Origin of the sequence: Methanosarcina vacuolata Z-761, assembly GCF_000969905.1 — an archaeon.
GTDB lineage: Archaea > Halobacteriota > Methanosarcinia > Methanosarcinales > Methanosarcinaceae > Methanosarcina > Methanosarcina vacuolata.
Genome location: NZ_CP009520.1, coordinates 3,904,347 through 3,918,923, shown reverse-complemented (window position 1 = coordinate 3,918,923; position 14,577 = coordinate 3,904,347). Strand labels below are relative to the sequence as shown.

10 protein-coding genes are annotated in these 14,577 nt (G+C 38.5%); 8 read left to right on the top strand and 2 right to left on the bottom strand.

The annotated features are described in order from the left end of the window. Positions 1-11: 11 nt before the first annotated feature. Positions 12-1,520 (bottom strand): bifunctional ADP-dependent NAD(P)H-hydrate dehydratase/NAD(P)H-hydrate epimerase, encoded by a 1,509-nt coding sequence (locus MSVAZ_RS16080; RefSeq protein ID WP_048122603.1) that lies wholly within the window; start codon positions 1,518-1,520, stop codon positions 12-14. Positions 1,521-2,151: 631 nt separating this feature from the next. On the opposite strand from MSVAZ_RS16080, the gene MSVAZ_RS16075 reads away from it, so the two are divergent. Further along, positions 2,152-3,618 (top strand): DHH family phosphoesterase, encoded by a 1,467-nt coding sequence (locus MSVAZ_RS16075; RefSeq protein ID WP_048122601.1) that lies wholly within the window; start codon positions 2,152-2,154, stop codon positions 3,616-3,618. Positions 3,619-3,802: 184 nt separating this feature from the next. Here MSVAZ_RS16075 and MSVAZ_RS16070 read toward each other — a convergent pair whose 3' ends face one another. Continuing rightward, positions 3,803-6,352, bottom strand: a complete 2,550-nt coding sequence (locus MSVAZ_RS16070) for an oligosaccharyl transferase, archaeosortase A system-associated (protein ID WP_048124226.1) — start codon at positions 6,350-6,352, stop codon at positions 3,803-3,805. A gap of 867 nt (positions 6,353-7,219) precedes the next feature. On the opposite strand from MSVAZ_RS16070, the gene MSVAZ_RS16065 reads away from it, so the two are divergent. The 7 genes from MSVAZ_RS16065 (at position 7,220) to MSVAZ_RS21600 (ending at position 14,480) form a co-directional block, all read left to right on the top strand. Next, on the top strand, positions 7,220-8,317 hold the full coding sequence (locus tag MSVAZ_RS16065; RefSeq protein WP_048122599.1) for a glycosyltransferase: 1,098 nt from the start codon (positions 7,220-7,222) through the stop codon (positions 8,315-8,317). A 76-nt stretch (positions 8,318-8,393) separates the two neighbouring features. Beyond that, on the top strand, positions 8,394-9,161 hold the full coding sequence (locus MSVAZ_RS16060; protein WP_048122597.1) for an ABC transporter permease: 768 nt from the start codon (positions 8,394-8,396) through the stop codon (positions 9,159-9,161). Positions 9,162-9,186: 25 nt separating this feature from the next. Further along, complete coding sequence (locus MSVAZ_RS16055) at positions 9,187-10,449, top strand: ABC transporter ATP-binding protein (RefSeq protein WP_048122595.1); 1,263 nt, start codon at positions 9,187-9,189, stop codon at positions 10,447-10,449. Between the two features lie 209 nt (positions 10,450-10,658). After that, the gene (locus MSVAZ_RS19005; protein WP_052728011.1) at positions 10,659-12,014 is read left to right on the top strand and encodes a class I SAM-dependent methyltransferase; all 1,356 of its coding nucleotides are present in this window, start codon (positions 10,659-10,661) and stop codon (positions 12,012-12,014) included. A gap of 65 nt (positions 12,015-12,079) precedes the next feature. After that, a complete protein-coding gene (locus MSVAZ_RS16045) occupies positions 12,080-13,249 on the top strand; it encodes a glycosyltransferase family 4 protein (protein ID WP_048122593.1) in 1,170 nt (389 codons plus the stop codon). Positions 13,250-13,251: 2 nt separating this feature from the next. After that, a complete protein-coding gene (locus MSVAZ_RS16040; RefSeq protein ID WP_048122590.1) occupies positions 13,252-14,301 on the top strand; it encodes a glycosyltransferase family 4 protein in 1,050 nt (349 codons plus the stop codon). Positions 14,302-14,351: 50 nt separating this feature from the next. After that, the gene (locus MSVAZ_RS21600; protein WP_269746782.1) at positions 14,352-14,480 is read left to right on the top strand and encodes a hypothetical protein; all 129 of its coding nucleotides are present in this window, start codon (positions 14,352-14,354) and stop codon (positions 14,478-14,480) included. Positions 14,481-14,577 lie beyond the last annotated feature (97 nt).

Sequence of the window (14,577 nt, the reverse complement as noted above, 5' to 3'; positions counted from 1 at the left end):
AATCTTCTTTTTTACCCTATCTCAGCCGCTTTAATTATTTCAGGAATTTTCTCCAGAACATCCGTTGCAAGCAGCCCGTTTCCTGCTTTTTCAAAAGCCAGATCACCGGCTGCCCCGTTGATATGTGCAGAACAGGCTGCCGCGAGGAATGCGGGATTTCTGGAAAAAAACGATCCTGTAAGCCCTGCAAGGACATCTCCTGTGCCTCCCACGGTCATGCCCGGATTTCCTGTCCTGTTCAGCAGGGTCTGCTTTCCGTCCGAGATAATATCGATTTTTCCTTTGAGAAGTGTTACAACCCCTTTTTCCTCCGAAAACTCCCTGACGGCTTTAATACGGGATTCCATGTCCTCAGGAGTTTCCACATTTCTCAGGCGGGCAAATTCTCCTGCATGCGGAGTTACTATCAGTTCGCAGTTGCCTGCAAGGCTTTCAAAAATAGCGCCTGAGAGAGCTGAGAGGGCATCGGCATCAAGAACTGCTTTCCTGCAAAAGGGCAGGATTTTTCGGACGGCTTCCAGGGTTTCTGTCGCTCTTCCGAGCCCCATCCCCATCACAACTACATCATGGGAATTTATAAGGTCCATAAGGATTGAAAGATCTTCAGGGCAGAGGACATTTGAAGAGAGTTTTCGGACGATCAGGTTTGGAGAATATGATGCTACTATTTCGGCTACAGGTTCTGGAACTGCTACAGTTACAAGGTCTGCTCCAGATTTAAGGGCTGCAAGGGACGCAAGGGCCGGAGCTCCTGAATACGGGCCTCCTCCTATAACAAGGATTTTTCCGGAATCACCTTTGTGTTCCCCGGACTCTCGCCTGTGCAGCATCATAAGGTCTCCGGGACCAACATACTGTTCGGCGTCAGCACAGATTCCGATGTCTGCAACCTTTATCATGCCAGTGTATTCTTTTGCCTTCTCGCTCAAAAGCCCGGTCTTCATGTGGTGAAAAGTGACTGTAAACTCTGCATGCACGGCTTTTTCAAAATCTCCACCATCAGGGTCAAGTCCTGAGGGTATGTCAACCGAAATTACGGTTTTTCCGGCTTTTCCTTCCCGGTTTATAAAGTCGATAGCCTTTGATTCAGGTTCTCTGAGCTTTCCTCTTATTCCGGTTCCGAATACCGCGTCTACGAGTAGATCGGCTTCCTGAAACCATTTAGAAGCCGAAGCTTCAAGCTGGCTTGAATCCGTTATTTCTAGAACATCAACACGGCTGAACTTCAAGAGGGAAAAGTTATGGAAAGCTTCTTCCGTTCCTATGTCCCTGGCTTTTCCCAGCAGGATTACCTTTACAGTGTATCCTGAAGAGCCTGCAAGATGTCTGGCTGCGACAAATGCATCTCCCCCGTTGTTTCCCCGGCCTGCGAGAAGAAGTACCATGCCACTCTCAAGCTTTTCCCGTATGTGCTGTGCAATAACAGCCCCCGCATTTTCCATTAACTGGACGGGTAAAAGCCCAAGACATTCGCAATTTCGGTCTATCGCTTTCATCCTCAAAGAATTAATGCACTTCATAACTATTACCTGCCGGATTATCTCATGTGATCTTCTGTTACCCATTTAATCCTTCAAATCTTTCTGCAAGCCTGAACTATCTGACTCATATGGACTCGCTGGCTCATAGATTGGAGTAAATTCTCTGGCTCATAGATTGGAGTAGATTCTCTGGCTCATAAATTGTAGTAGATACTCTAGCTCATAGATTGGAGTAGAAATTTTTATATATCTCCAGAGCAATTGAGGGAATTTATTTCTTATATTTCTACACCGAGGAAAACCTATTTGATGTTATTAAGTATATATGTTACATTCCAATATAACATAATATACCGGAATTTATACCGGAATTTTTGAATTTCCCATAAAAAGCATATTATTTCTTAAAGAGTACGATATCTAAAATGCAGTTTCATAAGAGTGTCTAATCAGCAAGAAAAACAGTCCAAAAAACTACAGTTAGCCTTACAGTTATAGTCACGCCTGTAATTGTTGCAACAAAAAACTTCATTGTACCTATTGGGCAGTTGCATTATTTAGCCTCGTGACTATAACTAACTGTAGTAAAATGTGAATAGGCAGGATTCTGATCAAATGTTTGCTTTCCTTTACATGTGTCTGGACTTATATAAAACAGGGAGGACTATTTTTGCTTAACTTATCAAAAGATGCGGATAGCAATCTTAAAAGTACAGTCAAACCCAGATACCTTGTTCTGGGCAGTGGAAGTGTCGGTTTTGCGCTTGCAAAAGAGCTCAGGGAAAGCAATAAGCTCGTGATTATTGTAGATAAAGACGAAGCTAAGGTCGAGACTCTCAGGGAAGAGGGTTTTGAAGCGATTGTAGGCGATATTTCCGACCCTGAGCTTGTCGATAAGATTGACCTTAAAAATGTTGTTGTTATACTTTTCCTGACTTCCAATAATGAGGCTAACAGAAAGGGGATTGAGAATTTCAAAAAAGCAGTTAACCCTGATGTTCAGCTATTTTCCCGAGCTTCAGATATTATCAATAAGGAAAAAATGGAAGACCTTGGGGCAGATTATGTCTTTATGTCTTCCAAGCTTGTTGCAAGTTCCCTTTCCCGTTCTCTTGAGAGAGCCGAATCGGTCCACAGAGGTAACAGGCTTGCGCGGTGGCTGAAGGGAATAAGGGACAAAAAACTTGCTATAGTAATCCACGATAACCCCGACCCTGATGCCATTTCAAGCGGGCTGGCCCTGAAAGAGATTGCAAAAAGTATCGGGGTTGAAGCAAACATCCTCTACCATGGCCGAATCGGGCATCAGGAAAATAAAGCCTTTGTAAACCTGCTAGGGATCGATCTCGGTAAGATGGAAGAGAACGGCCTCAAAGGCTACGATGAAATCGCCCTTATAGACTGCTCCATTCCAGGAGTTAACAATATGGTTCCCCCAAACTCGTTTGTGGGTATTGTAATTGACCATCACCCTCCAGGAGAAACCGAGATAAAGGCTGAGTACATAGATATCCGGCCTAACTTCGGAGCAACGGCTACTATAATGACAAAGTACCTGCAGCAGCTTAATATCAATATTTCCAAGACTCTGGCAACAGCCCTGCTCTATGGAATCCGGACTGATACCCAGGACTTCAAGAGGAAGACCGACCCTGCTGATCTATCAGCCGCTTCATACCTTTACCCCCTTTCAAACCACGGAATCCTGGACCAGCTTGAGCAGCCATCGATGGCCACTGAAACCCTTGAGGTGCTTGGGGAAGCCATAAGAAACCGGCAGGTGCTGGGAAGTTACCTTCTCTCGAATGTAGGGAACATAAGGGACAGGGATACGCTTCCACAAGCTGCAGATTACCTCTTGAGCCTTGAAGGGATCTCTACAACCGTAGTCTTTGGAGTAACTGAAGACCGCATCTACATCTCCGGACGAAGCAATGATATCAGAATTAACCTCGGCGAAGTTATGCGACAGGCTTTCGGCGAAGATGCAGGTGGACATGCAAACGCAGCAGGAGCCCAGATTCCCCTTGGAGTTTTCAGCGCTACAAAAGACCGGCAGACGTTACTCAGGCTGGTTAATGAAGCCGTAGTGAAAAGGTTCCTGAGCGCCGTAGGAGTTGAAAGTGCTGGAGAATGAAAACTTCAAGATTTTCGGTGCAGCCCCATTACTAAAGTTGTCTTCCCAAAATATTGAGTAAAGCCGATTTGAAAAACAATAAAAAGAAGAGGAAAAAGAAAATGAAAAAATTTCTTTTTCTCTTTTCATATTCTAAAAGATTTTAATTTCTGTTTTCATTTTAAAAATCCGGCTCAAAAGGTCCTCATTTTGAGTCCGGGATTTTCACCTCTATCTTGTTTCCTTTCAGGACATCGTCTTCCGTTACCTGGATTTCTGAAACGGTTGTATTTCTTCCTGCATTCAGGGAATAGGTCGATAGAGCACTAACTCCACCTGCATTGTTATCGGTCGAGTAAGGTACGGTTATTTCAAATGAACCATTTTTATCCGACATTACTTCATTCTGATATGTGAATTTTCGGCCTGTATTTGAGCTTAGCTCAAGGGTCGCAGTAATGTTTTGCCCTGGGTCTGCAGTACCTGAAAGCCTGGCTCCGGGGACAAATTCGAATATCTTTACATCACTAACTGTGTCATTATCATCCACAGATGCAGTACTTTCATGGGCAAGCCTCAGGTTTCCGAGATTTGATCCGTCAAGTTGATGAAGTCTGTATACTTCGGTCTCTGTGAATTCCTTTTTAGCAGTTGCAATCGTTTGAAGCCCGCCATTTACGTTGACGGTTTGAACATTTACATACTTGCTTATGTTCTCGCCTGCAAGCTTAACAATAGACCCAAATTTGCCGCCTGCCATCAGATTGTCGGTCATTACATACTTTACTTTAAGCTTTTCTATAATTGCCTTTGCTTCTTCCTCGGAGTCCGTTGTGAAGAAATGTGCAGAATCGTCTACGCCGGTCTGGAAGTTATTTGAAACTGCAGGCCTTTGAGCCTGGTAAACAATCCAGTTTCCGTAGTCCCACCAGCTCAAAACCCCATATTCGGGAGTCCCGGCAGGATCAAGGTAGTAAGAAGTTTCAGGGCTCGAAGCTCCAAGCCAGGTGAGAGAGTCCTTCCATACAGGATCAATCAAGCCTTGATCTTTTGCAAAGGCAAATCCTGCCAATATGCAGGGTATAAACACAAGCCCTATAAGTACCAGGGATGAGAAAATTTTGAAATAGTCCGGCTGAGAATTCTGTTTTGAACCTGATAGATTATTAATTTTCGATTTTGATTTTATTTTTGACTTTGTTTCTTTTTCTGCTTTTTTTGACTTTGTTTCTTTTTCTGCCCTTTTTGACTTTGTTTCCATTTCTGCCTTAGATGTAATCATTGCATTATTTCCGTGAATCGGAACAGATTTTGCCAGTTTTTTTACTTCAGTCTCAAAGTCAAAGGAGTCCAGTAAAACCCAGAGGAAATATGATGTAAGGATTGCAACGTTTACTGCAAACAGATATGAGAAACGCCTCTGAGAGAGTGTTAAATATGCGAAAAAGACCGACCATAATAGGAAAAATACTCCTTCAGACTTTGATTTTTCTCCTATCCACTCAAGGCCGAGCAGGAATAATCCTCCCAGAGCGGTAATGAAACAAAGCCCAAGACTTCCCAATATTGGCGAAAAAGTAAGTGTTCCATCTGTAGTTAAAAATATTGGCAGGGCTTCGGCAATCGTGCTTATGTATTCACCTTTTCCGAGGAAGAAACTCATTCCTTCAATCACAAAAGAATAAGATTCGGCAGATAAAATTTTGAGGGACAGAAGACCTGCTACAGAGATCAGTATTAAGGCAGCTGGATAGTATTTCCAGTCAAGACCTTTTTTCGAGATATATAGGGAAAAGCCCCAGAGGATCAAGGTTCCGGCTAGCATGCTGAACACATAGAATACCTGGAACCAGGAAAGATACATTGCACTCATTTCCAGGCCTGGACGCAAGGACCCTGCTGATAGTGGAATTGTAAAGATAAGCGTTGCAAGAAGGGCTACTGTAGAGGATATAAGAAGATAGTCGGAGTTTTTCTCAGCCTTAAGGTCGATTATGGTCTGTATGAATGCGTAAAGTAAAATAAAGCTTACAAAGACAAGGGCACCTATCCATGTGTAAATCAGAAGCGCAAAGAATAATCCGGATGCTCCTGCGAAAGCTAGCGATTTAATTAGTTTCTTTTCGGAAGAGATAGTTTTAAGAGAGGCCAGGGAAAGAGATCCCTCTCTTGCCCATTTTAAAGCAAGTATGAAGCATGCATAAGCTGAGGTTGAGAGGAGGGTTTCTGCTACGTGATGGTCAACTGCTCCAAACCGTGATACGTAAACATGGGCGGGAATCACTGCAAAAACTAAGGCTCCAAGAAGTGCGGTTTTTCGGTCAAATATCGCAGCAGCTGCTATATACAGTGGAATTATTGTCAGGACTCCCAGAAGCACTGGCAGCAAGGCTCCTGCAAATTCTGTGGTATACAAACTAGGGTTGCCTACTCCAAGGACTTTTGCAAGCAGCGCACCTAAAAAGTCAAAAAAAGGCGGCCATCCGACTTCAAATCCCGCAGGATAATTAATATAAGTATCGAAATTAAGGGGATGTGGAAAATTGAAAGTTGTATATAAAATGCGCCGCATATGGTAGAAACTATCATATCCCATAAGATTTATGCTTCCGTTTGCAGTAGCGGCGGAATATGAGATCATGCGCATGAGAAAAGCAACCAATGCAACTGCAATCAAAGAAATAATACTGAATTTTAACCTATGAGCGGGCCGTTTTGCCACCGGACATCCCATGCCTTTGTTCGTAGTAATCATCTCTTTTAGTTTTTTAACTCTTAAATTCATCGCACTTTTGAATTCATTTCGCTCTTGAATTCATCTCGCCCCTGAATTCATTTCGCTCTTGAATTCATTTAACTCTTAAATTCATTTAACTCTTAAATTCATTTAACTCTTGAATTCATTTAACTCTTGAATATCTTAATCTTTGATAGTAGTTGAATTTATATAATAACTTTAAGGTTGTTTTGACTCAGTACCAAAATCTAGTGATAAATGTAAAGTTCAAAATCATTGGACCTTGTAATTAGTCACAATCCTTGTGATACGACTTAAGAATTGAAGTCTTTAGATATCGAATATTGGTTTTGATGATAACTGGATTCTTCTTGCGAATTCAGATTTTCAATCCAAAAATGCAAAAATCACTAGATTTTGGAACAGAATCCATCTGGGAAGTATTATATATATCTAATGAACCATCTCATCTGGAAAGTATCGTATGTCTTTACTGTTGATATACAATTTTCAATATATTTATAATCGTTGAGTTCAATGAATTTAGGACTTATGCACTTGAGGAACAAAATCAATTATGTCAAAGACTATGGGTTAAGGTCACGTTTTAAACAGTTAACCTTCTGATGCTGTTGATTTTTCAGTTCAACTGCGTAGTAAGTCCTGGAATTGTTGAAATCTTGCAGGAAATTGGGTACTATTAATCGGAAATCAGAAACCACAGATAACTTTTATATTGATATTTCAAGGATAGATAGGAAACTTTAAATTATAAAAACATGACACGATACTCTTCCTACTACTGGGGGACTCGATGTTTACATTTATAATTAAATTAGCTTTTTATCTGTATTTGTTTAAACCCCTGAAAAAAGTGAGAAATCAATGAAAATAGCTATATTTCATGATTATTTCGGAGCCATTGGCGGTGGAGAGAAACTTGTCCTTATGCTCGCAAAATACCTCAATGCCGATGTTATCACTACTGACTTGAATATGGAGTCCGTAAAAAAGATGGGGTATTCCAACATACACATAATCAGCCTGGGAAAAACTCCAAAAATACCTCCTCTGAAGCAGATTTCCGCATCATATCATTTTGCAGCCTGTGATTTTTCAAAGGAATACGATTTTTTCATTTTTTCAGGCAACTGGGCATATTTCGCGGCAAAGAAACATAAGCCCAACCTGTATTACTGCCATACTCCTACACGAGCTTTCTATGACCTTTACGAGACATTTATCAGTAGGCAACCGATCTGGATCTCGATCTTCTTCCGGATCTGGGTCAGGCTTCACAGGCCAGTTTCGGAATATTACCTTTCCCATGTGTGTAAAATCGTAACTAACTCTAAAAATACCTCCACAAGAATCAAAAAGTATTTCCACAGGGACGCTGAAGTTATCTACCCCCCTGTCGAAACTTCAAAATTTACCTGTAAAGAATATGGAGACTTCTGGCTTTCAGTAAACCGGCTCTATCCTGAAAAACGGGTGGAAATTCAAATTGAAGCATTCAAGAAAATGCCCGAAGAAAAGCTTGTCATTGTTGGGGGGTACTCCAAAGGAGATCACGCAAAAAGTTATGCAAAAAATATTCTTGACAACTTACCTGAAAACGTGAAGGTTCTTGGGGAAGTTTCCGAGACGGAATTGCTTGACCTTTATTCCCGCTGTAGAGGTTTTATCTGTACTGCCATGGATGAGGATTTCGGGATGACTCCTGTGGAAGCTATGGCAAGTGGAAAACCTGTAGTAGCTGTAAATGAAGGTGGGTTTAAGGAAACGGTAGTCGACGGGAAAACCGGCGTGTTTGTGGAAGCGGATGTTCAAAATATAATCAGGGCAGTAAAGAATATCTCGAAAAACCCATCAAGCTATGGAAATGAATGTTTTAAAAGAGCAGCTATGTTTGATATCTCTATTTTTGAAAATAGCATAAAAAAAAATATTGCCTGCGAAAATTGTTTTTGTGATAGATAACTTCCGATAATCAGATTGTTTCTCAAAAAATATAATATTCTTCCCCCCGGCGAAGTAATAATCAGGAGATATTAATTTGAATATAGGTTTAATTCTTGAATTAGCAAAAAGGGATATTACTGAAAAGTACTCCGGATCTACTTTAGGAGCTTTGTGGAACTTTATTTATCCACTTGTGGATATTTTTATATTTACCGTCATATTTGCGAATCTTATGGGATCGCGGTTGCCTGGTTCGTCTTCGGTCTACGCTTATGGGTTTTATCTTACTTCTGGTGTAATTGCATGGAATGCTTTTTCGAATACTGTCACAAGGACATCTAGTGTTTTTTTAGACAAGAAATATATCATATCCAAAGTTAAGGTTGATCTGTCCTCATTTCCTCTCTATATTGCAGTTTCGGAGAGTATTACTTATGTTGTGACAATGGGAATATTCCTGTTTTTACTTCTAATCAGTGGGTATGGAATAAGCCGTGTAATTCTAGTAGTCCCATTTATATATATTATCCAGCAGATCTTCGCTTATTCCCTTGGATTTTTTATTGGAGTATTTGTTGTTTTCGTAAGGGACTTAAAAGAAGTTGTAGGAATTGTACTTAAAATCTGGTTTTGGTTTACCCCAATAGTATATCTTTATGATGTACTCCCAGATGTTGTAAAAAAACTCATGAATTATAATCCGGCGTTTTCATTCATCCACCTGTATCAAACTATATTTATATATAAAGAAATCCCGAGTTTAAAACCTATTTTATATTTGCTTTTGTTAAGTTTTGTAATTCTATTCTTTGCAGAAATTATCTTCAAAAAACTAGAAAAAGATATTCGAGATTTCATATAATTAAAATCACAAGTTGTGACTCAATATGATCAAAGTATCAGGTGTTTCAAAAAAGTTCAAGTTGTATCATACACCCACTGACAGATTAAAAGAGAAAATCTTAAGGAAAAAGTACCATCGAGAGATCACCGCATTAGAAAATATTTCTTTTGAAGTGAAGGACGGACAAACCCTCGGGATAGTAGGGCAAAACGGAGCTGGCAAATCTACGATATTAAAGGTACTTTCCGGTGTCATGCTTCCTGACGAAGGATTAATCGAAGTAGACGGAAAAATCACCGGTTTACTTGAATTGGGAACAGGTTTTGATCAAGAACTTACAGGTCTTGAAAATATATTCATGAATGGGACATTTCTAGGAATGGATAAAACCGAAATTGAAAGGAAAAAAGACGAGATTATTGATTTCACAGAGCTTGAGGATTTTATTTATGACCCGATTAAAACATACTCGTCGGGTATGCTTATGAGGCTTGCATTCTCAATAGCAATGCATGCAGAACCAAAGTGCTTTTTGGTAGATGAAGCGCTCTCTGTAGGGGACGCGTATTTTCAGCAAAAATGCATGAGAAAGATTCTGGAATTTAAAAATAATGGTGGATCTATTATTTTTGTATCTCATGACATGAATGCTGTGAAAATTGTATGTGATTCAGCAATCTTATTAGACCACGGTCATATAATTAGTTCCGGCGACCCAAAAGATATAATTGATTATTATCATGGAATGATTTTACAAAAAGCACACATGGGGGACGCAGAAGTAATAGTATATGACATGAATGATACGAAAGATTGCACAGGTCGAAAAAATCCGAATGCTTCAACCGGGGAAGTTGAACTTATTTCCTTTAAAATTCTGAACTCAAAAAACGAGGAAACATTATACATTGAGAGTGAACAGGTAATTAAAGTTATATATCAAGTCAAGGCCCTAAAAGAATTATCTGATCCTCACTTTGGCCTTCACGTTAGAAACAATCTGGGTGTATCAGTATTTGAAACAAATACATATTGTAGCGGCATTAAGACTTTTACTCTAAAAAAGGGACAGATTGCAGAACTAGTCTGGGAATTCTTTTTTCCGCTTTCGGCAGGAGACTATTCATTCTCTGTTGGTGTGGCAAATAAAGGATATGGAAAAGATGCTTTTGAAGAATATTTGCTTATGGCTCACGATATAGAGGTTTTAAAAGTAATTCCTAATGATAGTGCAATTATCTATTCCGGCGTTTTCAACATGAAACCAAAAATCAAAATTCAAGAAATGTACGGTAATAAGTCATAAGCATTGCTCGGTGAAAAACTGTAATGCTTTTGATTAAATCAATAATTTTTCTGTTGAAACAGATACCGAAAATGAACATGTTGTCTTAAAGGATAAAAAACTGAGAGAAATAAACGTAACCTCGGGTTAACAGACTTCATGCCATATCCAATAAACACATACTCTGGAAATGGATCCATATAATAATCAAGTTCATTGAGGAATCTAAATTGGATACACTGGAAATTAAAGACGAAGAGGTAGATGTCGAGAAGATCATGGAAAAAATCCGTGAGAACATAGACAAGAGAAAAAAAGAGAGTATTTATACAGAAAATGAACCGGAAATAATGAGTGAAACGTTTTCTGCAGTTTCCCCTATAAAAAGAGATATTCCTGAAGGTCTCGAATTTATAAATTATTGTGACATCTCCAATGAAAGTTATACAATAAGTTCTCATCGTCCAGTAACTGGAAAATTTCTGATTGAAGGAAGAAAAATGGTTCACGGAGAGGTCCGGAGATATGTTGATCCAGTTTTCCAAAAACAAAAAGAGTTTAATTTTGGCGTTGCAGATGTTGTAAAAGATTTAAAAACTGAGTCCCAATACTTAAAAACTAATGTAGAAAATTTGAACACTGGTCTTGAACGTCTAAATGATAACTCAAAAAGTTTAAAAATTGATGTTAAATCTTTGAAAACAGACGCCGGATATTTAAAAACCGAGCTTGAACATTTAAAAGTAGATTCCCCCCAAAATATCAAATCTGAAGTTAATAGCTTCATTTCTGCAATTGATCTGGACCTGAATAACAAAAGCTGGCTTAACAGTGTGCTTGAGAATCGTTTTAAAAAAAACTTGCAGAATCATAAGGTACAGAAACCTGAAAACAATGAGTCTGAAATAAATTATTATGCATTTGAAGAACAGTTCAGAGGCTCAAGGGATCATATTCAACAACATCAAAAAGTGTTTTTAGACTACTTCAAGGATTGTAAAAATGTGTTGGATATCGGTTGTGGAAGAGGGGAATTTCTGGAACTGGCCAGGCAGAAAGATATCGGTGCAAAGGGAATAGACGTCGATGAAGATATGGTTAATTTCTGCAAATCAAAAGGTTTTAATGTAGAGTTAAAAGATGCAATAGAAGCCCTTCAAAGTATGGAAGACAAAAGCCTGGATGGGATTTTCATCAGTCAGGTAGTTGAACATCTGGCTCCTAATTACCTTATCAAAATGCTACACCTTTGTAACAAAAAACTTAAATATGGTTTTTATTTAATAGTAGAGACTGTAAATCCCCTGTCATTCTTTTCTTTTACCAACTTTTACATTGATTTTACTCATATAAAACCAGTACATCCCGAGACACTCAAGTTTTTATTAAGTGCAGTTAATTTCCGTGAAATTGAAACAAAATTTATTTCTCCCGTTCCGGACAGCATGAAATTGAAGAAGTTGCCAGAATTTGGTGACCTGAAAGACAGAGAGAAAGTCCTGTTTGAAACTTTTAATCAAAACATCAATATGTTAAACAATACTTTATACGGAGAGCAGGACTATGCGGTCATCGGAAAAAAATGAGGGACTAAATAATGTTGGATTATTATCATAATTTGATATTTTGAGAGACCCGGGGATAAATTAATATGAAACTAGCATTTGTAACTCCTTGGTACGGGAACATTCCTGGTGGAGCAGAAAGTGAATGCAGAAGAACAGTTGAAAACCTGCAAAAACATGGTATTGAGGTTGAAATACTTACTACTTGCATCAAAGAATTCTTGAGTGATTGGAACACTGATTTTTATGAAGAGGGTATTTATAATTTAAATGGGGTCAATATACGCAGGTTTTCAGTCAGGAAAAGAGATACTGTCCGTTTTGATAAAATAAACTACAAACTTATGCATGGTCTTAAGATCTCTCCCGAAGAAGAGAAGACGTTTATGCGGGAAATGGTTAACAGTCCCGGTCTCTATTCTTATATTGCTGAACATGGTGTAGATTATGATTACTTTTTATTTATTCCATATATGTTCGGTACGACTTACTATGGATCTTGTATATACCCTGAAAAATCAGTTCTAATTCCATGCCTTCATGACGAAAGCTATGCTTACCTGAATATTTATAAGACTATGTTTGAAAATGTCAAAGGCGTTATTTTTCATGCGTTTCCTGAAAAAATATTAGCAAATCAGCTTTATAATCTAAATAACAGGCAGACTGTTTTAGGAGAGGGAATTGATATGGATTTTGTGTATAATCCAGATCGATTCAGGGAAAAATATGGTATAAAAAACGACTTCATTCTTTATGCAGGCAGGAAGGAAGCCGGGAAAAATGTCCCTCTTCTAATTGATTTTTTTGCCAGATATAAAAAGCATAGAAATAATGAATTAAAGCTCGTTCTTATTGGTAGTGGAACAATAGAAATACCCTCTGAAAATAGAAATGATATTATCGATCTGGGCTTTGTACCACTTCAGGATAAGTATGATGCATATTCAGCAGCTACTTTTTTGTGTCAACCTTCATTGAATGAAAGTTTTTCTATTGTAATAATGGAGTCATGGTTATGTAAATCTCCGGTACTGGTACATGGAGATTGCCCAGTAACTAAAGACCACTGTATCAAATGTAATGGTGGACTTTATTTTAATGACTACTATGAATTTGAAGGATGCCTCGATTTCTATATAGAACACCCTGCCGCCAGAAAAATTATGGCTGAGAACGGAATGTCTTATGTTATTGAAAATTTTAGCTGGGATAAAATTGTAGAAAAATATATTGAATTTTTAGGGAGCCTTTGAAGATGGAGATTCACCAGATCTTACCAACAATTTCTCCAGGAGATGCCATAGGCAATGAAGTCCGGGAAATTAAAAGCGTTTTGAATGAATGGGGATACAAATCCGAAATCTACGCTCAAAATATACATCCCGAAATTAACGCAAAAAAATATACCGAATATAAGAAGGTTTCTTCAAAAGAAAACATATTAATCTTTCACTTTTCCATCGGTTCCGAAGTTTCGGAGTTTGTTGCAAAACTTCCAGACAAAAAAATAATGATTTACCATAATATCACCCCCCCTGAATATTTTATTGGTGTCAACGAGACTCTTGTAAACTTACTGGAAAATGGAAAAAAGGAACTCAGGTTACTTGTTGACCACATAGACCTTGCTGTTGGAGTTTCCGAGTTCAACAGACTGGAACTTCAAGAAATGGGATTTAAAAATACCGATGTTTTGCCTATAATAGTGGACTTTAATGATTACAAAAATCCAAACGAAAAATTGCTGTCGAAATATAATGATGATTTTGTGAATCTCTTATTTGTGGGAAGAGTAACCCCGCATAAAAGACAGGAAGATATAATAAAAATATTTTATTATTATAAACGTATTAACCAAAAATCAAGGCTTTTCCTGGCCGGCAGCTATGAAGGCTGTGAAATTTATTCAGACTATTTGAAAAAGATGATCCAGGACTTAAATCTGAAAGATGTTCATTTATTAGGTACGATCGAATTTAACGACCTGATCTCTTACTATAAATTAGCTGATGTTTTTATCTGTATGAGTGAACATGAAGGTTTTTGTGTTCCTATACTGGAAAGCATGTACTTTGAAGTTCCAATTATAGCGTACAAATCTACAGCTATCCCCTTCACTCTTGAGAATACAGGAATTCTGGTTAATGAAAAGAATTACTGTGAAATTGCTGAGATGGTAAATATATTGGTAGAGGATGAAAGATTGCGATCAATTATTGTCAAGAAACAGAAAGATAGATTGGAGGCTTTCAAAAGAGAAAAAATAATTTATCACTTAGAAAGTATTTTGTCCAGAATGAAATAATGCTGCAAATAAGTTATCCCGCTTTCAGCAGTGCGACAAGAAGCTATACTATGAATTGCGTTATTTCAGTCGAATACCCCGCTAGCCTTGCTGTGGGGCTTGAAACTTCCCAGGTAACCGTTGATGATTATATTATATCTCAATCCCATTTTTCGGTTGTTAACTTCTGCTCAAACTAAACTGTTTAGGGTGATTATTTCTTTTAAAGGAATTTTGAGTGGTGGCGCGAACATATCCCGTTGCTTGCAGCAGGGTGCGCCAGCTCAACTTTGAGTT

What these genes read in the sequence shown, in the direction of transcription:
- MSVAZ_RS16040 (WP_048122590.1), top strand. Translation starts at nt 13,252, where the DNA reads ATGGAGATTCACCAGATCTTACCAACAATTTCTCCAGGAGATGCCATA.
- MSVAZ_RS16055 (WP_048122595.1), top strand. Translation starts at nt 9,187, where the DNA reads ATGATCAAAGTATCAGGTGTTTCAAAAAAGTTCAAGTTGTATCATACA.
- MSVAZ_RS16065 (WP_048122599.1), top strand. Translation starts at nt 7,220, where the DNA reads ATGAAAATAGCTATATTTCATGATTATTTCGGAGCCATTGGCGGTGGA.
- MSVAZ_RS16070 (WP_048124226.1), bottom strand. Translation starts at nt 6,352, where the DNA reads ATGATTACTACGAACAAAGGCATGGGATGTCCGGTGGCAAAACGGCCC.
- MSVAZ_RS16080 (WP_048122603.1), bottom strand. Translation starts at nt 1,520, where the DNA reads ATGAAGTGCATTAATTCTTTGAGGATGAAAGCGATAGACCGAAATTGC.
- MSVAZ_RS16045 (WP_048122593.1), top strand. Translation starts at nt 12,080, where the DNA reads ATGAAACTAGCATTTGTAACTCCTTGGTACGGGAACATTCCTGGTGGA.
- MSVAZ_RS21600 (WP_269746782.1), top strand. Translation starts at nt 14,352, where the DNA reads ATGAATTGCGTTATTTCAGTCGAATACCCCGCTAGCCTTGCTGTGGGG.